Here is a 19,844-nt window from a genome sequence, read left to right as displayed (position 1 = left end):
CCTTGGCGCCGTACGGTCTGACCCCTTACGGCCCGGGGCCTCGCCATCCGGCGCCTTGCTGTCCGGGGCCTTGCTGTCCGGCGCCTTCGCCGTCGCTACTCGGCGATGTGCTGCGTACCGATCCGCTTACGGAACACCCAGTACGTCCAGCCCTGGTAGAGCAGCACGACCGGAGTGGCGATACCCGCGCACCACGTCATGATCTTCAGCGTGTACGGGGTCGACGAGGCGTTCGTCACCGTGAGGCTCCACGCCTCATTCAGCGAGGATGGCATGACGTTCGGAAAGAGCGTCAGGAAAAGCATCGCGACCGCGGCCACGATCGTCACACCGGAGAGCGCGAACGACCAGCCCTCACGCCCCGCCGCGATGGCCCCGATGGCGGCGACCAGTGCCGCGACGGCGACGACCATGGCGACCAGGCTCTTGCCGTCCCCGTTGTCCGCCTGGGTCCAGATCAGAAAGCCGAGCGCCAGTACGGCGGTGATCGCTCCGAGACCCAGGGCCAGCTTCCTGGCCCTGACCCGGATGTCCCCCACCGTCTTCAGCGCGGCGAACACCGTGCCGTGGAAGGTGAAGAGGGCCAGCGTCACCAGCCCGCCGAGGATCGCGTACGGGTTGAGCAGATCGCCCAGGGTGCCGACGTACTCCTTCTGCGCGTCGATCTTCACGCCCCGCACGATGTTGCCGAAGGCGACACCCCAGAGCACCGCGGGGATCAGGGAGGTCCAGAAGATCGCGTTCTCCCAGTTGCGCTGCCAGCTCTCGGCGGGCCGCTTGGCCCGGTACTCGAAGGCGACTCCGCGCACGATCAGACAGACCAGGATGAGCAGCAGCGGCAGATAGAAGCCCGAGAAGAGCGTGGCGTACCAGTCGGGAAAGGCGGCGAAGGTGGCTCCTCCGGCGCTCAGCAGCCACACCTCGTTGCCGTCCCAGACGGGCCCGATGGTGTTGATGAGGACCCGTCGCTCCTTGCGGTCACGGGCCAGCAGCTTGGTGAGGATCCCGATGCCGAAGTCGAATCCCTCAAGGAAGAAGTAGCCGGTCCAGAGGACGGCGATCAGAACGAACCAGACGTCGTGGAGTTCCATTGCTCCTCAAACTCCTCAGTACGAGAAGGCCATGGGCCGGTCGGCGTCCGTATGGTCGCCGCCGATCTTGGTGGGCGGGTTGAGGTCGGCGTCCGTGAGCTCCGGCGGCCCGGCCTTGACGTACTTGACCATCAGCCTGACCTCGATGACCGCGAGGACCGCGTACAGCAGGGTGAAGACGATCATCGAGGTGAGTACCTCCGCCTGGGAGACGCCGGGGGAGACAGCGTCGGCGGTGCGCAGCACTCCGTACACGACCCATGGCTGGCGTCCCGTCTCGGTGAAGATCCAGCCCCAGGAGTTGGCGATCAGCGGGAAGAGCAGCGTCCACAGCGCGGTGATCCAGTACCACTTGGCGAATCTCGGGCTGAGCGCCTTGTTCCGGAAGAGCACCAGATTCGGCACTTCGTCCTCGCCGGTCCGCAGAGCGGCCGGCAGCAGGAACTTCTTGCGCGTCAGCCAGAGCCCGAGCGCTCCGATGGCCAGGGACGCCATGCCGAAGCCGATCATCCAGCGGAATGACCAGTAGGCGACGGGGATGTTGGGCCGGTAGTCGCCGGGGCCGAACTTCTCCTGCTCGGCCTTGTTGATGTCGTTGATACCGGGGACATGCGAGGTGAAGTCGTTGTTGGCGAGGAAGGAGAGCATCCCGGGTATCTCGATGGCGACCTCGTTGTGCCCCTTGTCGACGTCCCCGTAGGCGAACAGGGAGAACGGCGCGGGCGCCTCGCCGTCCCAGAGCGCCTCGGCGGCGGCCATCTTCATCGGCTGCTGCTTGAACATGACCTTGCCGAGGGTGTCGCCGCTGACCGCGGTGAGGAGTCCGGCCACCATGACGGTGATCAGGCCGAGGCGCAGCGAGGTCCGCATGACCGGGATATGGCGCTTGCGGGCCAGATGGAAGGCCGCGATACCGACCATGAAGGCGCCGCCGACGAGGAAGGCGGCCGTGAGCGTGTGGAAGAACTGCGTGAGCGCCGTGTCCTGGGTGAGCACCGCCCAGAAGTCGGTGAGTTCGGCCCGCCCGGCTTCCTTGTTGATCCGGTAGCCGATCGGATGCTGCATCCAGGAGTTGGCCGCGAGGATGAAGTACGCGGAGAGGATCGTGCCGATCGAGACCATCCATATACAGGCCAGATGGATCTTCTTGGGCAGCTTGTCCCAGCCGAAGATCCACAGCCCGATGAAGGTGGACTCGAAGAAGAAGGCGATCAGCGCCTCGAAGGCGAGGGGGGCTCCGAAGACATCTCCGACGAACCGCGAGTAGTCGGACCAGTTCATCCCGAACTGGAACTCCTGCACGATGCCGGTGACGACACCCATCGCGATATTGATCAGGAAGAGCTTGCCCCAGAACTTCGTGGCCTTGAGGTACTTCGGATTTTCCGTGCGCACCCACGCGGTCTGCAGCCCCGCGGTGAGCGCGGCGAGCGAGATCGTCAGGGGGACGAAGAGGAAGTGGTAGACGGTGGTGATGCCGAACTGCCATCGCGCCAGGGTCTCCGGCGCCAGAGCAAGATCCACGTCATCTCTCCTTACATCACATCGCCGTCGCCGCGACGGCGGCCTGCCCCATTTGCCCTGGGCGTAACGTCAGGAACCGGGACACGCTTGTGAAAGCGTTCACATTCACAAGCATTATGTCGCACAGCCTTCCGGATCTTCGCGTGGGGGGTCCCCTCCACGGAGAGGCCCGTGGAGAGGCCCGCGGGGACGTCCAGGAGGAGGCCCCCGGAAACGCCGAAGGGCGGCCTCGAAGAGACCGCCCCACCCGTCCGAAGCCGGCTCCGGCCGGCTCCAGCTTTCGGCTCCGGCTCCGACGCCGACTCGGACTACATCTCCTTGCGGAACGCCTCGGCCGTCCGCAGGAAGAGGTCATTGGCCTCGTTCTCGCCGACCGTGACCCGTACACCCTCGCCCGCGAACGGCCGTACGACCACGCCGGCGGCCTCACACGCCGCGGCGAAGTCCAGCGTGCGCGCGCCCAGCCGCAGCCATACGAAATTGGCCTGTGTCTCGGGCACGGTCCAGCCCTGCCCGACCAGCCCCCGGTAGACCCGCTCCCGCTCGGCGACCAGCGAGCCGACCCGCCCCAGCAGCTCGTCCTCGGCGCGCAGCGAGGCGATCGCCGCCTCCTGTGCGATCTGGCTCACACCGAACGGAACCGCGGTCTTCCGCAGCGCGGCGGCGACCGGCTCATGGGCGACCGCGAAGCCGACCCGCAGACCGGCCAGCCCGTACGCCTTGGAGAAGGTACGCAGGACGGCCACATTCGGCCGGTCGCGATAGATGTCGATCCCGTCCGGAACCGCACCGTCGCCGCCCTCGGCCGCCCGAATGAACTCGCGGTACGCCTCGTCCAGCACCACCAGCACATCCCCGGGCACCCGGTCCAGGAAGCGCTCCAGCTCCGCCCTGCGCACCACCGTGCCGGTCGGATTGTTCGGGTTGCAGACGAAGATCAGCCGTGTCCTGTCGGTGATCGCCTCGGCCATCGCGTCCAGATCGTGCACCTCGCCGGCGGTCAGCGGCACCTTGATCGACGTGGCGCCCGAGATCTGCGTGATGATCGGGTACGCCTCAAAGGAGCGCCAGGCGTAGATGACCTCGTCACCCGCGCCCGCGGTGGCCTGAAGAAGCTGCTGGGCGACACCCACCGAGCCGGTGCCGGTGGCCAGATGCGAGACGGGCACCCCGAAGCGGTCGGCCAGCTCGTTCATCAGGCCGGTGCACGCCATGTCCGGGTAGCGGTTGAAGACGCCGGCGGCCGAGATCGCCTGCTCCATGACCCCGGGCAGCGGCGGATAGGGGTTCTCGTTGGAGGACAGCTTGTACGCCACGGGTCCACCGGCCGCCGCGGGCTTGCCCGGCTTGTACGTGGGGATGCCGTCCAGCTCGGCACGCAGCTTGGGGCTCGTCTCGCTCACCGCAGGTCCTCCTCGGCCGTTCACGGGTCCTTACATCTTCAATACTGCTCACCTTATGAGGATTCGGGGCCCCTGCGAATGGCGGGCACCGGGAAAGCCCGCAGGGGTGGGGCGCGCTCGCCTTCCTGGCGCGCGCCGGTGGCCCGCGCCGTGGCGCGCATCCCCCGTAGAGGTGAGTTGAGACCTCTTCGAAACATGGGCCCTTCGACAGGTCCATGCCGCTCCTTGCATGGCAGACCAATGCGAAACCCACCAACCTCCTTGATTTCCAAGCACGTTGATTATTTTTGATCATGCAGAAACGTGCCTGCTGCCGGGTGCATATGCGACCGGCCCCACCGCCCCTCAGCGCCCTACTATCGGCTCGCCATGACAGCAGCAGGGAAACACCAGGTGAGCCGGACGGACACAACCCGCCGGGGCAGCCGGCAAAGTCGGGCGGGCATCCGGGACGTAGCCGCCGCAGCCGGTGTCTCCATCACGACTGTCTCGGACGCGCTCAACGGCAAGGGACGGTTACCCGACGCCACCCGACGCCATGTCCGAGAAGTCGCAGAGCGCCTCGGCTACCGGCCTTCCGCCGCGGCCCGAACCCTCCGTACCGGCAAGTCAGGACTCATCGGCCTGACCGTGACCACATACGGGGATGAACCTTTCACCTTCACCGAGTTCGCCTACTTCGCCGAGATGGCCAGGGCGGCGACCAGCGCCGCGCTCGCCCGCGGTTACGCCCTCGTCATCCTCCCCGCCACCTCCCGCCATGACGTCTGGTCGAACGTCGCCCTCGACGGCACCGTCGTCATCGACCCCTCCGACCATGATCCGGTCGTCACCGAACTCGTCCGGCAGGGCCTTCCCGTCGTCTCCGACGGCCGGCCCGCGGGCACCCTCCCCGTCACCGCCTGGGTCGACAACGACCACGAGGCGGCCGTCCTCGAACTGCTCGACCATCTCGCCGCCGCCGGAGCACGCAGGATCGGCCTGCTCACCGGCACCACCACGGACACCTACACCCGGCTCTCCACCACCGCCTATCTGCACTGGTGCGAGCGCGTCGGCCAGGACCCGGTCTACGAGTCCTATCCCGCCCACGACCCGTGCGCCGGGGCCGTCGCCGCCGACCGGCTGCTCGCCCGCCCCGACCGCCCCGACGCCGTCTACGGTCTCTTCGACCCCAACGGCACCGACCTGCTCGCCGCCGCCCGGCGCTACGGGCTGCGCGTCCCCGAGGATCTGCTGCTGGTCTGCTGCAGCGAGTCCACGGTGTACGCCGCGACGGAACCGCCCATCACCACGCTCTCGCTCAAGCCGCGCCGTATCGGCACCGCCGTCATCCAGCTCCTGATCGACGCCATCGAGGGGATCGACAACGGCCGGCCGGTCGAGCAGGTGATACCGACCGAACTGATCATCCGGACCTCTTCCCAACGGCGGCCCCCGCGCACCACGGTCAGCGCGCCCCGGTCCCCCGCGGGCGACTGACCGAAGGCAGAGGGCACAGGGCACAGGCACCGAGGCCCGAGGACGACGGACGGTACGGTCCCCGGGCCCCGGAAGCGGTCCCGGAGACCTGTCCGGGCGGTCGGAGAGCCGCCGTACGGTCCCGTCGGAGAACCGCCGTACGGTCCCGGAGGTCGTCCGGCGGCCCCACGACTCGCCGGAACAGTCTCGGAAACTCGCCGAACAGCCTCGACGACTCGCCGAACCGTGCCGGAGACTCGCCGCCCCAGAGGCCGGAAGAAGGACCAGACCTTTTCGCAATTCGGGCGATCGGCGTGAAAACAGCCGTTGAACCCGAGGTCCCGCCGAATTCTCCCCCCTGGTGCGTCACAGAGCGGGAGCGGCGTTCCTATGATGGGCGCACGACACCACGGACCTCGTCCTACCTGCGATGGGCTCACCCCCATCCAGCCCGGCGGGCCCGAGAGGTGTACGGCGGCGCGACGGTGGTGGAGGGGTCGATGACACAGGGGGCCGGCGAGGAACCCGTGGTGCGGACGGCGACGTTGCGCGACTTCCGCGTACCGCCGTACGCGCAGGTTCCCGTGCAGTCCGGAGAGCCCGGACCGTCCGGCACACCGGCTGACGGCCCGTCCGGGCATCCCGGCAACGCGATCCCGGACCACGAACCGCCGGAGGGCTACACCCCCACCGAGCGCGATCTCCCGGTGATCAACCGGGGGGACACGGTTCAGGTACGGGTCGACCCCCTGGAGCCGTCGGCGGCCGACGGCCGCGGCCCGCTCTACGTCGTCGGCGATGTGCACGGCTATCTCGACGAACTCGTCGCCGCGCTGGCCGCGCAGGACCTCATCGACGCCGACGGCAACTGGGCGGCCGGCAACGCCCGGCTCTGGTTCCTCGGCGACTTCACCGACCGCGGCCCCGACGGCATCGGTGTCATCGATCTCGTGATGCGGCTCTCCGCGGAGGCCGCGGCCGCCGGCGGCTACTGCAAGGCCCTGATGGGCAATCACGAACTGCTGCTCATCGGCGCCAAGCGATTCGGCGACACGCCCGTCAGCTCAGGCGCGGGCACCGCCACATTCCAGGCCGCCTGGCTGCTCAACGGCGGCCAGCGGACCGATATGGAGCGCCTCCAGGATGTCCATCTGCAATGGATGTCCCGGCTCGACGCGGTTGTCGAGGAGGACGAGCATCTGCTGATGCACTCCGACACAACGGCTTATCTCGACTACGGATCCACCATCGAGGACGTCAACGACACCGTCCATCAGATCCTCACCCGCAATGACGCCGACGAATGCTGGGATTTGTTCCGTAAGCTCACCAAACGCTTCGCGTTCCGTGACGACGGCGGGCCGGGGGCCGTCCGCGAACTGCTTTCCCAGTACGGCGGACAGCGCGTCGTCCACGGACACAGCCCCATTCCCTATCTGCTCGGCGAAGTCGGTACAGAAGACGCTTCGGATGACGAAGGCGACACGGGCCCGGTAGTGGAAGGGCCACACGTATATGCCGATGGACTCGCCATCGCGATGGACGGCGGCGTCACCATGGCGGGAAAGCTGCTGGTCGTACAGCTTCCGTTGAACGACTGAATCGATGTGTGACAGGTGAATTCCCCAAACCCCCTGTCACGCCCCGCCACAACAGCCCTACCATCGCCTTATCCGTAGCAGGCTCTCCTCCGTTTCCGCCAACTGCCCGTCCCACGCGGGCGAACCGGCCCTACGGAGCATCGGGGGATGCACATGAACAGCGCTCCACACCTGCTGAGCGAGGATCGCGCGGATTTCGAGCGAATCCTCGACGAGGCACTGCGCCACACACATGACCGTGCGGAACTCCCCGCGGTCGGACAGCGGCTCACCAACGAGCAGTTGCGCACGATGGCCCTGAGTGCCACGGCGCTGATCACCACGTCCGCCGCCCCGGAGTACGAGCATTTCGCGAAGGTCCGCGAGGAATTCCGCTCACCGGCGCCCTCTTCCTCATCGGTCCAGGACGTCGCCTCGACCCCGTCGGGGAGCGAGGCTCCGGACGCCGGCGCGGGGCTCGCGGCCGTTGTCGCCGTGCTGGCCCCGGTTCTCGGCGGCACCGCGGCGGTGATCTTCCTGCTTGTCGGCTACCTCCTCAAGGCGCTCAGCCCGCCACCCGCCTTCGCCCGCAGCATGGTCGCGGTCGGGTGGTTCTTCGCCGCCGTGACCGTCGTCGGCCTCCTGGTCGCCGCGGTGGGTCTGCTCGTCACGGCCCTGCGCAATACCGCGACCCAGCTTCCCGCCGGGGAACCGGGGGGTGGCGAACTGCCCGACGAGGTGGCCCGCGCGCGGGATGCCTGGCACGAGGCCCTGCTGGAGCGCGGCATCCTGCCCTTCCTGCGGTCAGCGCTGGCCGACCCGAACGCCGGCACCGCGGCCACCCCGCCCGCACCGCGCCAGGCACAGCCGACGAAGCACCTGCCCAAGATCGGCTACAGCCGCCCGGACTTCTCCAGCCCGGACGAGGGCTCGACCGCCGGCCAGCGCCCGACGTTCAGCAGCCCGGACTTCTCCAGCCCCGACTTCGGCGGCCCGGAGCACCGGCCGGAGTAGCCCCCGGCCAGTGCCCGGTCCACGCGGTGCCGGCCGACACGGCGCCAGCGGACGCGGTGCCGGCCGACGCGGTGCCGGCCGCTCGCTCAGTCCGCGAGCGGCAGATACACCCTGTTGCCCGCCGCGGCGAACTCCTTGGACTTCTCCGCCATGCCCGCCTCGATCTCGGCGGACCCCATACCACCGGACCCCGTCCCGGCCGACTCCATCTCACCGCCGTGCCTGCGCCTGATGTCCTGCGAGATCTTCATCGAGCAGAACTTGGGGCCGCACATCGAGCAGAAATGCGCCGTCTTCGCCGGTTCGGCCGGCAGCGTCTCGTCATGGAACTCCCGTGCCGTGTCCGGGTCGAGAGCCAGATTGAACTGGTCCTCCCACCGGAACTCGAACCGGGCGTCGGACAGCGCGTCGTCCCACTCCTGCGCCCCCGGATGCCCCTTGGCGAGGTCCGCCGCGTGCGCCGCGATCTTGTAGGTGATGACACCGGTCTTCACATCATCGCGATCCGGCAGCCCGAGATGCTCCTTGGGCGTGACATAGCAGAGCATCGCCGTGCCCCACCATGCGATCATCGCCGCGCCGATGCCGGAGGTGATGTGGTCGTACGCCGGGGCCACATCGGTCGTCAGCGGGCCGAGCGTATAGAACGGCGCCTCCTCACAGATCTCCTGCTGAAGGTCGATGTTCTCCTTGATCTTGTGCATCGGGACATGCCCCGGGCCCTCGATCATCGTCTGTACGCCCAGCCGCTTCGCGGTCGAGTTCAGCTCGCCGAGCGTGCGCAACTCGGCGAACTGCGCCTCATCGTTGGCGTCCGCGATACAGCCGGGCCGCAGACCGTCACCCAGGGAGTACGTCACGTCGTAAGCCGCGAGGATCTCGCACAGCTCCTCGAAGTTCTCGTACAGGAACGACTCCTTGTGGTGCGCGAGACACCAGGCGGCCATGATCGAACCACCGCGCGAGACGATGCCCGTCTTGCGACGGGCTGTCAGCGGCACATAACGCAGCAGCACTCCGGCGTGCACCGTCATGTAGTCGACGCCCTGTTCGGCCTGCTCGATGACCGTGTCCTTGTAGATGTCCCAGGTCAGCTCCTCGGCCTTGCCATCCACCTTTTCGAGTGCCTGGTACAATGGGACGGTGCCGATGGGGACGGGGGAGTTACGCAGCACCCACTCGCGGGTGGTGTGGATATTGCGGCCCGTCGAGAGGTCCATGACCGTGTCCGCGCCCCAACGCGTCGCCCAGGTCATCTTCTCCACCTCCTCCTCGATGGAGGAAGTGACGGCGGAATTGCCGATATTGGCGTTGACCTTCACCAGGAACCGCTTGCCGATGATCATCGGCTCGATCTCCGGGTGATTGACATTGGCCGGCAGCACGGCCCGCCCGGCGGCGATCTCCTCGCGGACGACCTCCGGAGACACGTTCTCGCGGATCGCGACGTACTCCATCTCCGGGGTGATGTCACCGCGCCGCGCATACGCGAGCTGCGTCACCGGCTGCCCGTTCCGGCTCCGCCTGGGCTGGCGCGGCCGGCCGGGGAAGACCGCGTCGAGGCCCCGCAGATCGGTCGATCCGCTCCGGAGCAGCACCCCGCGGGGTGAGGTGTGCTTGAGCCCGTCGTCCTCGGGACGGGCCGGCCGGCCCGCGTACTCCTCGGTGTCGCCGCGACCGATGATCCAGTTCTCGCGCAGCGGTGCGAGACCCCGGCGTACGTCGGTTTCGACGCCGGGATCGGTGTACGGACCCGACGTGTCGTACAGCGTCACGTCCTTGCCGTTGGTGAGATGCACTTGGCGGACCGGCACCCGGAGGTCCGGGCGTGAACCCTGGACATATCCCTTGTGCCAGCCGATGGACTTCCCGGCCTCGCTCGGATTCCCCGAGTCGGAGGCAGACGGATGTGCGTCCTGAACGGTCATGAGACCTACTCCCTACGCCGGCATTACCCGGTAACAGGTTCAGCGGTCGGCGCAGCGCAGATGTCCGGGGCAATACCCCCGGGACCACACAGTCAGCGCCCTCTCAGCCCGGTGCTCCGAGCTCCCGCGTGTGCAAAGGTTGCCTCCACGCTAGCGTCATATCCGGCGTGCTGAACAGAGGGCCCCTTCCTTCTTGCGATGATCGGTCGGTGACCCCTCCCCAGCAGACTCACGAAGCGCACGGCCACTCGCACAGCCATGGGCCGGCCGCTCCGGTCTCCCTGCACCTCCGCAAGGTCATCGCGGCGGTCCTGATTCCGTTCGCGGCCGCCGTGGCCGTCGGGCTGGCCCTGCTCTGGCCGGGCAGCACCCCGGCGCACGAGCGCACCGGTGTGGGCTTCGACCGGCAGACGGAGCAGGGCCAGGTCGTACGGATCGAACGGGTCGACTGCAAGGACGTCAACGCCTCCCAGCTCCCGTCGACGGGCGACCTCACCAAGCCCCAGGGGCGCGAGGCGCAGCAGGCGGAGACCGGGGAGTGCAAGAAGGCCACGGTCGAGGTCACGACCGGCAAGGAGAAGGGGCGCACCTTCGTCGAGGTCGTCCAGCCGGACGCGCCGCGGCAGTTTCACGTGAAACAGGGTGTCGTGGTGGCATACGCACCCGATGCGCCACGTGATCTCCAGTACTCCGTCACGGACGTGGACCGTAAGTTCCCGCTGACGCTGCTGGCCGGGATCTTCGCGCTCGTCGTGGTCGTGGTGGGGCGGATGCGGGGCATCATGGCGCTGGTCGCGCTCATCGCCTCGTTCGCCATTCTGACGCTCTTCATCCTGCCCGCGATTCTGCAGGGATCGAACCCGCTGATCGTGGCGGTTGTCGGGGCCAGCGCGATCATGCTGATCGCCCTCTATCTCTGCCATGGTCTGACGGCGCGCACCTCGGTCGCGGTCCTGGGCACGCTGATCTCGCTGCTGCTGATCGGACTGCTGGGGTCGGTCTTCATCGGCTGGGCGAGCCTGACCGGCAACACCGATGACAACACCGGACTGATCCACGGCCTGTATCCCGAGATCGATATGAGCGGTCTGCTGCTGGCGGGCGTGATCATCGGTTCGCTCGGCGTGCTGGACGATGTGACGGTGACCCAGACCTCGGCGGTCTGGGAGCTGCGCCAGGCGGATCCGTCGATGGGGCCGCGCGCGCTCTACCGGGCGGCCATCCGGATCGGCCGGGACCATATCGCCTCGGTGGTCAATACGCTCGTTCTCGCCTACGCGGGCGCGGCGCTGCCGCTTCTGCTGCTCTTCTCGATCGCGCAGTCGAGCATGGGAACGGTCGCGAACAGCGAGCTGGTGGCGGAGGAGATCGTCCGGACGCTGGTGGGCTCGATCGGCCTGGTCGCGTCGGTGCCGGTCACGACGGCGCTGGCGGCGCTGGTGGTCTCCGCCGACCGGCAGGCTCCGGAGGCGCCCGCCATGGCCCCGTATCCGGCGCCTACGGGGCCGGGCCCCGGGCCGGCTTCCCCGTACGAACCGGATTCCACGCCCGGTCAAGGTTCAGCACCCGGCCAAGGCTCAGCACCCGGTCAGGGTTCAGCGCCTGGACTGGGTTCAGCCGCGACCCCCTCTGTGCCGGGACAGAACGCGCTGACCCGCAAGCTCGGTGGCAGGGGACGCCGACGCAAGAAGTGACCACGCGGGGCCGCACTTCCGCTCAGCCGGGTCAGCCGGCGTTCTCCTCGGCGAGGATGCGGCCGAGCGCCTCCTCCAGATTGCCCTCGAAGTCACTGAGCGTGCGTTCCTGACCGAGCGGAACCAACCGGTCCGTACGGTCGAGGAAGGCCACCAGCGGCGCCGCACTGACCCGGAAGAGGGCGTGGTCGTCGCCGACCTGGAGCCGCATATGGACGTCGGAGAGGTCCTCCGGAGTGGTCGGCGCGATATGCACATCGCCGTCCCCACTGGGCGTGTTGATTCCATCGAGCAGCAACTCGCGGCCGAAAGTCCAGGTCACGGGGGCATCGCCGGGCAGATGGAAGGTCATCCGCACGGCATAGGGATCCCTCACCTCGTAGTGGAGTTCCACCGGGATTCGGAACGAGAGCTCCTCGGAGACGAGGAAGCTCATCAGGACCTCGGCCTGGACCGACTCGCGCATCGTGCACTCCGGAGTAGATGAAGCAGTGGCTGGGAATGATCCCGTGGATCCCCTTGACGCAATCGTCCTGTAAGCGCTAGCAGATCACAAGGAGTAATTTTTCAGATACTGATAGAGAAGGCGAGAGAGCTCGCCAGCGATTCGATCTCTCTATGTAACCGTTCGATTGCCGGGAGCAGTCGCTCCTGTTGATGGAGTGGTACGGAAATGGCCACCGAGCCCGCGGTGACCCCGGCCTGGATCGGTACGGCCGCGCAGACGGTACCGAGTCGATACTCCTGGCGCTCCACCACCGGCTCGGCCGGTCCCAGTGAGCCCAGGCGCTCCAGCAGCGTCCGGCGGTCAGGCACGGAGTAGGGCGTGAGCGGGCGGACGGGATAGCGGTCCAGATGATCGCGGCGGGATTCCTCGTCGAGCCGGCTGAGCAGGCACTGGCCGAGCGCGTGCGCGTGCCCCGTCTCGCGAATGTCCGCCGCGTGGGCGACCGCCGGGGCCTCGGGGCTGTCCGCCACGGAGACGAGATCGATCTCACCGTCGTCGTAGATCGCGAAGTACACCGGGAGGCCGGTCGCGTCGTGCCATCGGCCAAGCGATTCGGTGATCTTGCTGCGACGATTCTGCTGGCCGTCACCGTGTGCCAGCCGCTGTACGGCGTCGCCGAGCAGGAAGACGCCCTTCTCACGGCGGAGATAGCCCTCGTGGGCCAGGGTGCGCAGCAGGTGATAGGCGGTGGGAAGCGGCAGTCCGGCCTCGCGTGCGAGCTGCTTCGCGGGAGCCCCGTCCGGATGGGAGCCCACCGACTCCAGCAGTCGCAGCGCTCGCTGTACCGAACCGATCAGGGTTGGGGCTGCGGTACGTGTAGCTGTGGCCATAGGTCACCCCCAGGCGTGCTGACGGGCGCGAGCCCGCCCGCGGGGGCCGCCCCCGCGCGCCCGCCGCACCCCTGAGGGAACCGAGGGACCGAAGGAACCTTGAGGCGGACCCGAGGAACCTTGAGGCCCCGCCCAGAAAAATCGCACAAACCAATGGTCAGAGCGATCGTCGATGGTGTTTTCCCAGGGCGCGGCAGTGGTTTGCCACTCTAGGGGCAGGCCGGGGCGAGGGATGGTTTCCCCTTCACCTTTCCCTCGCGCGGGCTAACGGCCGTTCGAGCCGGCAGTCCGCCTGGGGTCCTACCAGTCGCCGCGTGACGAGGAGGATGAGGAAGACATGAACTTCCGTACGACATAGACCAGTCCACCGACCAGCGCCACCAGGATCAGCACCTTGAAGAGGAGACCGACCACGATGGTGATGACCGTCGTGATCAGTCCGCCGAATACGACAAGGACGATCACGGGAACCGCGATCCACTTCACCCACCAGGGCAGCCCTGTGAGTACGTCCCGAACCGCCATCGTCCTTACCTCGCTTCGCCGAGAGCCCGTGTATCCATTCTGCTCCTTCGATGCTAGAGGCGAGGGAGCGGCAGCGGACGGCCCGCGGCCCCCGATCTCCCCTGATCCGACCCTGAGGCGGTCCTGAGGGTCGGAAGAGGGTCAGCCCTCGGGCGGGGAGAACACGACCATCACCCGCAGATCCTCGGTGATGTGATGGAACTTGTGCGCCGTTCCGGCCGGTACGTACACCACGCTTCCCCGGCTGACCTGCGTGGTCTCCATCCCGACGGTGAGCGAGGCGCGGCCGCTCACGACGAAGTACACCTCGTCCTGCCGGTGCGGCTGCTGCGGGTCGCTCGCGCCGGCGTCCAGCGCGTACAGCCCCACGGACATGTTGCGTTCCCGCACAAACTGCAGATACGCCCCGTCGTTGGCGGCACGTTCCGCCTCCAGCTCATCCAGTCGGAATGCCTTCATGCCACGATCAGACACATGATGAATTTCCTAGTCAAGACGATCGCCAACGCGGGTGCCCTGGCGGTCGCGATCTGGCTCATCCAGAACATCACGCTGACCGGCGACAGCACCGGCAAGAAGGCCCTGACGCTGGTGCTCGTCGCCGTGCTCTTCGGCGTGATCAACTTCATAGTCAAGCCGGTGGTGCAGCTGCTGACACTGCCGTTGTTCATCCTGACGCTCGGGCTGTTCACGCTGGTGATCAACGCCCTGATGCTGCTGCTGACGTCGTGGCTCGCGGACAAGCTCGATCTGAGCTTCCATGTCGAGGGCTTCTGGACAGCCGTACTCGGCGGTCTGATCATCTCGATCGTGTCGTGGGCGCTGAACGTCGTCCTCCCCGACGGCAAGGACTGAGCGCCCCCATGACCTCTCCGTATCGCGTCTGCTTCGTCTGCACGGGCAATATCTGCCGCTCGCCCATCGCCGAGTCCGTCTTCCGCGCACGGCTGACGGAAGCCGGCCTCGACGGCCTGGTCGAGGTGGACAGCGCGGGCACCGACGGCTGGCACGAAGGCGACGGCGCCGACCCGCGCACCGTCGCCGTACTCGACGCGCACGGCTATGACAGCGACCACACGGCGCGGCAGTTCCACGCCTCGTGGTTCGCGCGGCTCGACCTGGTGATCGCACTGGACGATGGCCATCTGCGCGAGCTGCGGCGCCTCGCGCCCACGCCCGGTGACGCGGCGAAGGTGCGCCTGCTGCGCTCCTACGACCTCTCCCTCGACACTTCGGGCGAACCGTCCGGCGATCTCGGCGTACCCGATCCTTACTACGGCGGGAGGGCCGGGTTCGAGGAGTGCCTGGAGCTCGTGGAGGCGGCCTGCGACGGGCTGCTCGCCGCCGTGCGGAACGCGACCGAGAGGGCGGCATGAGCGAGCCGAGAGACGGTATGAGCATCGGGGACGGCACCCGAGCGGTACGGGCCGGACTGCCCGACCCCGTGAAGTACGAACCGACCCTTCCCGGGCCGGTCTTCGCCGCCCACTACCACCTGCCGGGCGAGCCGACCGGCCCGTACACCTACGGCCGGGACGAGAACCCGACCTGGACCCTTCTGGAACGCGCCATCAGCGAGCTGGAGGCCCCGGGGGAGCCGGTCGAGACCGTCGTCTTCGCCTCCGGGATGGCGGCGATCTCCGCGGTGGCCTTCTCCCAGCTGCGGGCCGGTGACGCGATCGTCCTGCCGGACGACGGCTACCAGGCACTGCCACTGCTCCGGGAACGCCTGGAGGCGTACGGCGTGACGGTACGGACCGCGCCGACCGGCGCGGATGCCCAACTGCGCGTCCTGGAGGGGGCGCGGCTGCTCTGGATCGAGACACCGTCCAACCCCGGCCTTGACGTCTGCGACATCCGGCGGCTGGTGAAGGCGGCGCACGGCGCGGGCGCGCTGGTCGCCGTCGACAACACCCTTGCCACGCCGCTCGGGCAGCGGCCGCTGGAACTGGGCGCGGACTTCTCGGTGGCCAGTGACACCAAGGGCATGACCGGCCACGGAGACATCCTGCTCGGCCATGTCACCAGCGGGGATCCGGAACTGGCAGCGGGGGTACGGCGCTGGCGCAAGGTCGTCGGTGCCATTCCCGGGCCGATGGAGGCATGGCTCGCGCACCGCTCACTGGCCACGCTCCAGCTGCGCGTCGACCGGCAGTGCGCCGGCGCGCTGGCACTGGCACAGGCGCTGGAGACACGCGCCGATATCGACGGGCTGCGCTACCCCGGCCTGCCGGGCGACCCCTCGTACCGCATCGCCTCCCAGCAGATGCGGCGCTTCGGCTCCGTGGTGTCGTTCGTGCTCCCCGACCGGGAATGGGCCGAGCGCTTCCTGGACGGGCTGCGGCTGGTCGACGACGCGACAAGCTTCGGCGGCGTACGGTCCACGGCGGAACGGCGGGGACGATGGGGCGGCGACGCCGTACCGGAAGGCTTCATCCGCTTCTCCGTCGGAGCCGAGGATCCCGAAGATCTGATCGCGGACGTGCTGCGGGCCCTGGACGAGGCTGCCCCCTGAGCACACGCCTCTGACCTGGCCCTCTCCGCGGGCGGACGGTCCGAGCCTCCCCCCTCATGGCTCGGACCGTCCCAGGTTCCACGCGCGGAGAACCATTTGCCCAAGGCTAGTTGACTCTGCGTCAGTGTCCAATCACAGTAGCGACAGCGACCTATCGACTTATTTATAGTTGACTGTCCGGAGTTGCCGCGGGGGCCGAGGCTCAAGACGGGAGAGCGGGAACATGGACCTGGCCCTGCTCCGCACCTTTGTCACCGTGCATCGCGCGGGCTCCTTCACCCGCGCCGCGGCGCTGCTCGGCCTCTCCCAGCCCGCGGTCACCGGCCAGATCAGAACCCTTGAACGACAGCTCGGCCGGCCCCTCTTCCTGCGCCAGGCCCGCGGCGTGACCCCCACCACCATCGGCGACGAACTCGCCCAGCGGGCCGCACCCCATCTCGACGCGCTCGTCGAGATCGCCGAGACCGGACTCGACGAGGAATCCGGTATACGGACCCTCCATCTGGCGGGACCACCGGAGTTCACCTCCCTGCGGGCGCTGCCCGCGCTCACCCCGCTCACCACCCAGGGCCTCGCCCTGCGCACCTCCTTCTTCGGCAACCCCGAAGAGACCTTGGAAGGCCTGGCCGCCGGACACCACGATCTGGCCATCACCACGGCCCGGCCACGCGGCGGGCTGCTCACCTCGACTCCGCTCTGCGACGAGGAACACGTACTGATCGCCGCACCCCGCTGGGCGGCCAGGCTGGGCCATGACGTGCTGCGCGAGGGCCAGGTGGTGCTGGAGCAGCTGCCGGTGGTGGAGGTGCACGAATCCCTCCCGCTCGTCTCCCGTTACTGGGCGACCGTCTTCGAGTCCCAGCCGGCCGCCGCCGGCACCGTGATCGCCCCCGACCTGCGGGCCGTCCTCGAATGCACGGCTGCGGGCGCCGGACTGGCCGTACTGCCCCGTTACCTCTGCGAAGGAGCGCTGGAGCGCGGGGAAGTGGTCGCGCTGCTCGATCCGCCCGTCCCCCCGCTGCGCACCTACTTCCTGGTCGTACGCACCGGCACCCTCACCCTGCCCCCGGTCGCGCGGGCTCACGAATGGCTGCTGCGCGCCGCCGAGGAGTGGTGAGGGAAGAACAGGCGGGAGTCCGGTGGGAGTCCCGGCGGGAGTTTCAGAAGGGGGATCCCGGGCGAACCTCTTCCCATGACCGAAAGGCCCGTGGTCAAGCGCACCGCACGCGCCATCCTGCTCGACGGCGACGATCTGATCCTGATCAAACGCACCAAACCGGGAGTGGATCCCTACTGGCTCACCCCCGGTGGCGGAGTGGAGGCGACGGACACCACCGTCGTCGACGCACTCCACCGCGAAGTCCACGAAGAGCTCGGCGCCAAGATCATGGATGTGGTGCCCTGCTTCGTCGACACCGTGGAACATATCGCCGACGGCGGCGTGACCGGCGTCAAAGTGCAGCACTTCTTCGTCTGCCGGCTGGCCTCGATGGACCCCGCGCTGCGGCACGGCCCGGAGATCGATGAGCCGCACGGCGAGTACGAGATCGTACGGGTGCCCTTCAGCCGTGTCGGGATCGCCGCCGTCCATCTCGTACCGCTGTCACTGCGGCACTACCTGGACGGCAATATCGAGGGCGTACGCGCGATGCACGCCCCCGACCTGGCCTGAAAGACCACCGGCCCGGCGCGCCGCGTTCCCGGCCCCGTCCGGCCCGATCCGGACGACAGGCCCTAGGGCGTGTCTTCAAAGTCCCGCCTGCCTGGCCTACGGGCGGACGGCGCTACTTTGAAGACACGCCCTAGCCGACCGCCGCCACCAGTTCCTCAAGGGAGTCGTGGCGGATCCGCTCCAATGGGATCCCCGCCCCCTTGAGCGCGTCGAGACTGCTGCGGATCATCCCGGGCGGCCCCGACAGATACGCGTCGTACTCATGCCAGGGACCGTATTCGCGCACCGCCTCCGGAATCTGCCCTGTGAGCCCCTGGCTGGGCCCCTCGGCGACCACCGGACGCACCGCCAGCCACGGATGCGCGCTCTGGAGCCGCAGCATCGTCTCGATGTCGTACAGATCCTCGTCATGGCGCGCACCGTAGAAGACATGGACGGGGCGCCGGTGCCCGTGCTCGGCGACATCCTCGACGAGCGCCTTGATCGGCGCTATGCCCGTGCCGCCGCCCAGACAGAGCAGACCGTTGTCCGTGCTGTGGTCGACGGTCATCGAACCGGCCGGCGGGCCCAGCCGCAGAACGTCGCCGGGACGGGCGTGATGGACCAGCGCGTTGGAGACCCAGCCCGCCGGAACCGCCTTGACGTGGAAGGACAGCAGACCGTCCGGGCGGGGCGCGGAAGCGAACGAGTAGTGCCGCCAGACCCGTGGCCACCACGGCGTCTCCAGGCTGGTGTACTGCCCCGCCACAAACGGATACGGCTGATCGGGGCGGACCGTGACGACCGCGATGTCGGACGTGCGCAGATCGTGCGAGACCACCTCGGCCTGCCACCAGGCCGGAGCGTGCAGCTCGTTCTCCGCCGCAGCGTCGATCATGATCTGCGAGATCGTGGTGTACGTCCTGACCCAGGCGGCCTCGGTCTCGTCGTCCCAACTGGCCGAGGCGTAACGGGACAGCGCGCCCAGAAGCGCCTCACCGACGGCGGGATAGTGCGTGGCCTGCGTACCGTACTTGCGGTGTCCCCGGCCCAGTTGGCGGAGATAGCCCGTCAGCACGGCCGGCGAGTCCATGTGCTCGGCGGCGGTCAGCAGCGCCTTGAGGAGCCGGTCACGCTGGGCGTCCATGGCGACCGGGAACAGGACCCGCAGATCCGGGTGACGGACGAAGAGCAGCGAATAGAAGTACGAGGTGACCTGGTCGGAGACCGGAGCGATCTCGGCCAGCGTACGGCGGACCAGGATCGCGTCCGGGGACGCGTTCGGGTCGTCCGCGGGAGCGGAGGGACTGGCTGAAGCGGAGGGCGCGGACGACGCGGCAGGGGCCCCGGCGGACGGTTGCGACGCCGGCGCCTCGGGAGGCAGTGCGCCCGGCATCGGTCCGGCAGGCTTCACCGCTCCTGGTGCGGCGGCCTCGGCGGCCGGTTCACCACCGCTGTCGGCCGTCGTGGCGGGATGCGAAGCGGGGGTCGTAGTGGCTGCGGCGGGGGCTGCTGCTGCGGGGCCCTCCGTCGCGGGGGCCGCTGGTGCCGGATGCTCGTGGACCGGCGGATGAGGAGCCGGTCCGTCCGCGCCGCGCACCCCCTTGCCACGCGGCCGGAATGCCTCGGGAACGTCGTTCACCGGCCCCGGCTGCCGCCCGGCCGCCGTATCCGTCCGTGCCTCATGCCCCACGGCGCCCTCACGCGGCGGCGGAGCCGAACGAGCCGCCCCGGAGCCCACCGGGCGTATGGAGGCAAGCGAGCGCCCCGGAACGGGTATTCGCTCCCGCCCCGCCGCCTCCCGCGCGCCCTCCGCGGTCCCGGAGTCCGGCCGGCTCTCGCCCTTCGGCGCTCTACGGGCCGCGAACCAACCGCCTCCTCCGCCGCCTCCAGAAGTGCCGTTGTCGGCCGACGTGGTGGTCGGAGCGTCCATGGTGTGCCTCGCCTCGAACATCTCTCGGTCGGTCTGCGCACTTCCGCTGGCCCGGAATACGCTAGCAATTCCCCGCTCTGACTAGGACTGTTGACAGCTCACATTAACCTCCCCCGAAGCCCCAATTCGGGCACAAGGTGGGGGAGTGCGACATTGCCCACATCGCCTCTGCACGCAGCATGACAGG

Annotated in this window: 18 protein-coding genes and 1 riboswitch; of the genes, 9 read left to right on the top strand and 9 right to left on the bottom strand. The window is 68.4% G+C overall.

The window, feature by feature from the left end; genetic code table 11:
• Nucleotides 1–95 precede the first annotated feature (95 nt).
• The 3 genes from cydB to hisC form a co-directional block, all read right to left on the bottom strand.
• Nucleotides 96–1,091, bottom strand: coding sequence for a cytochrome d ubiquinol oxidase subunit II (gene cydB / locus M1203_RS22115; protein WP_249951507.1), 996 nt, complete (start codon nt 1,089–1,091; stop codon nt 96–98).
• A gap of 15 nt (nt 1,092–1,106) precedes the next feature.
• Nucleotides 1,107–2,615, bottom strand: coding sequence for a cytochrome ubiquinol oxidase subunit I (locus M1203_RS22110; protein WP_249951506.1), 1,509 nt, complete (start codon nt 2,613–2,615; stop codon nt 1,107–1,109).
• A 308-nt stretch (nt 2,616–2,923) separates the two neighbouring features.
• Nucleotides 2,924–4,018 carry a histidinol-phosphate transaminase gene (gene hisC / locus M1203_RS22105; protein WP_249951505.1) on the bottom strand — a complete coding sequence of 365 codons (1,095 nt, stop codon included), beginning with the start codon at nt 4,016–4,018 and terminating at the stop codon, nt 2,924–2,926.
• A gap of 369 nt (nt 4,019–4,387) precedes the next feature.
• Between hisC and M1203_RS22100 the strand changes: the two genes are divergently transcribed.
• From M1203_RS22100 to M1203_RS22090, 3 genes are all read left to right on the top strand, one after another.
• Nucleotides 4,388–5,500, top strand: a complete 1,113-nt coding sequence (locus tag M1203_RS22100; protein ID WP_249951504.1) for a LacI family DNA-binding transcriptional regulator — start codon at nt 4,388–4,390, stop codon at nt 5,498–5,500.
• A gap of 479 nt (nt 5,501–5,979) precedes the next feature.
• A complete protein-coding gene (locus M1203_RS22095; protein ID WP_283958878.1) occupies nt 5,980–7,080 on the top strand; it encodes a metallophosphoesterase in 1,101 nt (366 codons plus the stop codon).
• A 147-nt stretch (nt 7,081–7,227) separates the two neighbouring features.
• Entirely contained in the window at nt 7,228–8,073 is an 846-nt protein-coding gene (locus tag M1203_RS22090; protein ID WP_249951503.1) for a hypothetical protein, read from the top strand.
• Between the two features lie 86 nt (nt 8,074–8,159).
• On the opposite strand, the gene thiC is transcribed toward M1203_RS22090, so the two are convergent.
• Nucleotides 8,160–10,001 (bottom strand): phosphomethylpyrimidine synthase ThiC, encoded by a 1,842-nt coding sequence (gene thiC / locus M1203_RS22085; protein WP_249951502.1) that lies wholly within the window; start codon nt 9,999–10,001, stop codon nt 8,160–8,162.
• Nucleotides 9,994–10,139, bottom strand: a riboswitch (TPP riboswitch). It overlaps the preceding gene by 8 nt.
• A 71-nt stretch (nt 10,140–10,210) precedes the next feature.
• Between thiC and M1203_RS22080 the strand changes: the two genes are divergently transcribed.
• Nucleotides 10,211–11,695, top strand: coding sequence for a YibE/F family protein (locus tag M1203_RS22080; RefSeq protein ID WP_249951501.1), 1,485 nt, complete (start codon nt 10,211–10,213; stop codon nt 11,693–11,695).
• A gap of 31 nt (nt 11,696–11,726) precedes the next feature.
• Here the strand turns inward: M1203_RS22080 and M1203_RS22075 are convergent, their stop codons facing one another.
• The 4 genes from M1203_RS22075 to M1203_RS22060 all read right to left on the bottom strand — a co-directional run bounded on the left by M1203_RS22075 (nt 11,727) and on the right by M1203_RS22060 (nt 14,017).
• Nucleotides 11,727–12,161 carry an SsgA family sporulation/cell division regulator gene (locus tag M1203_RS22075; RefSeq protein ID WP_030349862.1) on the bottom strand — a complete coding sequence of 145 codons (435 nt, stop codon included), beginning with the start codon at nt 12,159–12,161 and terminating at the stop codon, nt 11,727–11,729.
• Nucleotides 12,162–12,262: 101 nt separating this feature from the next.
• Nucleotides 12,263–13,033: an IclR family transcriptional regulator gene (locus M1203_RS22070; protein WP_249951500.1), complete on the bottom strand. Its 771-nt coding sequence runs from the start codon at nt 13,031–13,033 to the stop codon at nt 12,263–12,265.
• A 300-nt stretch (nt 13,034–13,333) separates the two neighbouring features.
• Nucleotides 13,334–13,558 carry a DUF5326 family protein gene (locus M1203_RS22065; RefSeq protein WP_249951499.1) on the bottom strand — a complete coding sequence of 75 codons (225 nt, stop codon included), beginning with the start codon at nt 13,556–13,558 and terminating at the stop codon, nt 13,334–13,336.
• Between the two features lie 141 nt (nt 13,559–13,699).
• On the bottom strand, nt 13,700–14,017 hold the full coding sequence (locus M1203_RS22060) for a cupin domain-containing protein (RefSeq protein ID WP_030349859.1): 318 nt from the start codon (nt 14,015–14,017) through the stop codon (nt 13,700–13,702).
• A 15-nt stretch (nt 14,018–14,032) separates the two neighbouring features.
• On the opposite strand from M1203_RS22060, the gene M1203_RS22055 reads away from it, so the two are divergent.
• From M1203_RS22055 to M1203_RS22035, 5 genes are all read left to right on the top strand, one after another.
• On the top strand, nt 14,033–14,413 hold the full coding sequence (locus M1203_RS22055) for a phage holin family protein (protein WP_249951498.1): 381 nt from the start codon (nt 14,033–14,035) through the stop codon (nt 14,411–14,413).
• A gap of 8 nt (nt 14,414–14,421) precedes the next feature.
• The gene (locus M1203_RS22050; RefSeq protein ID WP_249951497.1) at nt 14,422–14,934 is read left to right on the top strand and encodes a low molecular weight protein-tyrosine-phosphatase; all 513 of its coding nucleotides are present in this window, start codon (nt 14,422–14,424) and stop codon (nt 14,932–14,934) included.
• Nucleotides 14,931–16,073 carry a cystathionine gamma-lyase gene (locus M1203_RS22045; RefSeq protein WP_374403636.1) on the top strand — a complete coding sequence of 381 codons (1,143 nt, stop codon included), beginning with the start codon at nt 14,931–14,933 and terminating at the stop codon, nt 16,071–16,073. The genes M1203_RS22050 and M1203_RS22045 overlap by 4 nt, the downstream gene beginning before the upstream one ends.
• A gap of 223 nt (nt 16,074–16,296) precedes the next feature.
• Nucleotides 16,297–17,190, top strand: a complete 894-nt coding sequence (locus M1203_RS22040) for a LysR family transcriptional regulator (RefSeq protein ID WP_249951496.1) — start codon at nt 16,297–16,299, stop codon at nt 17,188–17,190.
• A gap of 75 nt (nt 17,191–17,265) precedes the next feature.
• Nucleotides 17,266–17,745, top strand: a complete 480-nt coding sequence (locus tag M1203_RS22035; protein WP_249951495.1) for an NUDIX domain-containing protein — start codon at nt 17,266–17,268, stop codon at nt 17,743–17,745.
• Between the two features lie 130 nt (nt 17,746–17,875).
• Here the strand turns inward: M1203_RS22035 and M1203_RS22030 are convergent, their stop codons facing one another.
• Entirely contained in the window at nt 17,876–19,657 is a 1,782-nt protein-coding gene (locus tag M1203_RS22030) for a globin domain-containing protein (RefSeq protein WP_249951494.1), read from the bottom strand.
• Between the last annotated feature and the right edge of the window lie 187 nt (nt 19,658–19,844).

It is taken from the genome of Streptomyces sp. 35G-GA-8 (assembly GCF_023534745.1).
In the GTDB taxonomy this organism is placed as follows: domain Bacteria; phylum Actinomycetota; class Actinomycetes; order Streptomycetales; family Streptomycetaceae; genus Streptomyces.
This window is presented reverse-complemented; position numbering and strand designations above follow the sequence as displayed.

Bases quoted from the DNA above. Each gene is read 5' to 3' on its own strand.
- M1203_RS22040 (WP_249951496.1), top strand. From the start codon at position 16,297: ATGGACCTGGCCCTGCTCCGCACCTTTGTCACCGTGCATCGCGCGGGC.
- cydB (WP_249951507.1), bottom strand. From the start codon at position 1,091: ATGGAACTCCACGACGTCTGGTTCGTTCTGATCGCCGTCCTCTGGACC.
- M1203_RS22035 (WP_249951495.1), top strand. From the start codon at position 17,266: ATGACCGAAAGGCCCGTGGTCAAGCGCACCGCACGCGCCATCCTGCTC.
- M1203_RS22060 (WP_030349859.1), bottom strand. From the start codon at position 14,017: ATGAAGGCATTCCGACTGGATGAGCTGGAGGCGGAACGTGCCGCCAAC.
- M1203_RS22030 (WP_249951494.1), bottom strand. From the start codon at position 19,657: ATGGACGCTCCGACCACCACGTCGGCCGACAACGGCACTTCTGGAGGC.
- M1203_RS22100 (WP_249951504.1), top strand. From the start codon at position 4,388: ATGACAGCAGCAGGGAAACACCAGGTGAGCCGGACGGACACAACCCGC.
- M1203_RS22075 (WP_030349862.1), bottom strand. From the start codon at position 12,161: ATGCGCGAGTCGGTCCAGGCCGAGGTCCTGATGAGCTTCCTCGTCTCC.
- M1203_RS22055 (WP_249951498.1), top strand. From the start codon at position 14,033: ATGATGAATTTCCTAGTCAAGACGATCGCCAACGCGGGTGCCCTGGCG.
- M1203_RS22095 (WP_283958878.1), top strand. From the start codon at position 5,980: ATGACACAGGGGGCCGGCGAGGAACCCGTGGTGCGGACGGCGACGTTG.
- M1203_RS22050 (WP_249951497.1), top strand. From the start codon at position 14,422: ATGACCTCTCCGTATCGCGTCTGCTTCGTCTGCACGGGCAATATCTGC.
- M1203_RS22045 (WP_374403636.1), top strand. From the start codon at position 14,931: ATGAGCGAGCCGAGAGACGGTATGAGCATCGGGGACGGCACCCGAGCG.
- M1203_RS22070 (WP_249951500.1), bottom strand. From the start codon at position 13,033: ATGGCCACAGCTACACGTACCGCAGCCCCAACCCTGATCGGTTCGGTA.
- M1203_RS22065 (WP_249951499.1), bottom strand. From the start codon at position 13,558: ATGGCGGTTCGGGACGTACTCACAGGGCTGCCCTGGTGGGTGAAGTGG.
- M1203_RS22090 (WP_249951503.1), top strand. From the start codon at position 7,228: ATGCACATGAACAGCGCTCCACACCTGCTGAGCGAGGATCGCGCGGAT.
- thiC (WP_249951502.1), bottom strand. From the start codon at position 10,001: ATGACCGTTCAGGACGCACATCCGTCTGCCTCCGACTCGGGGAATCCG.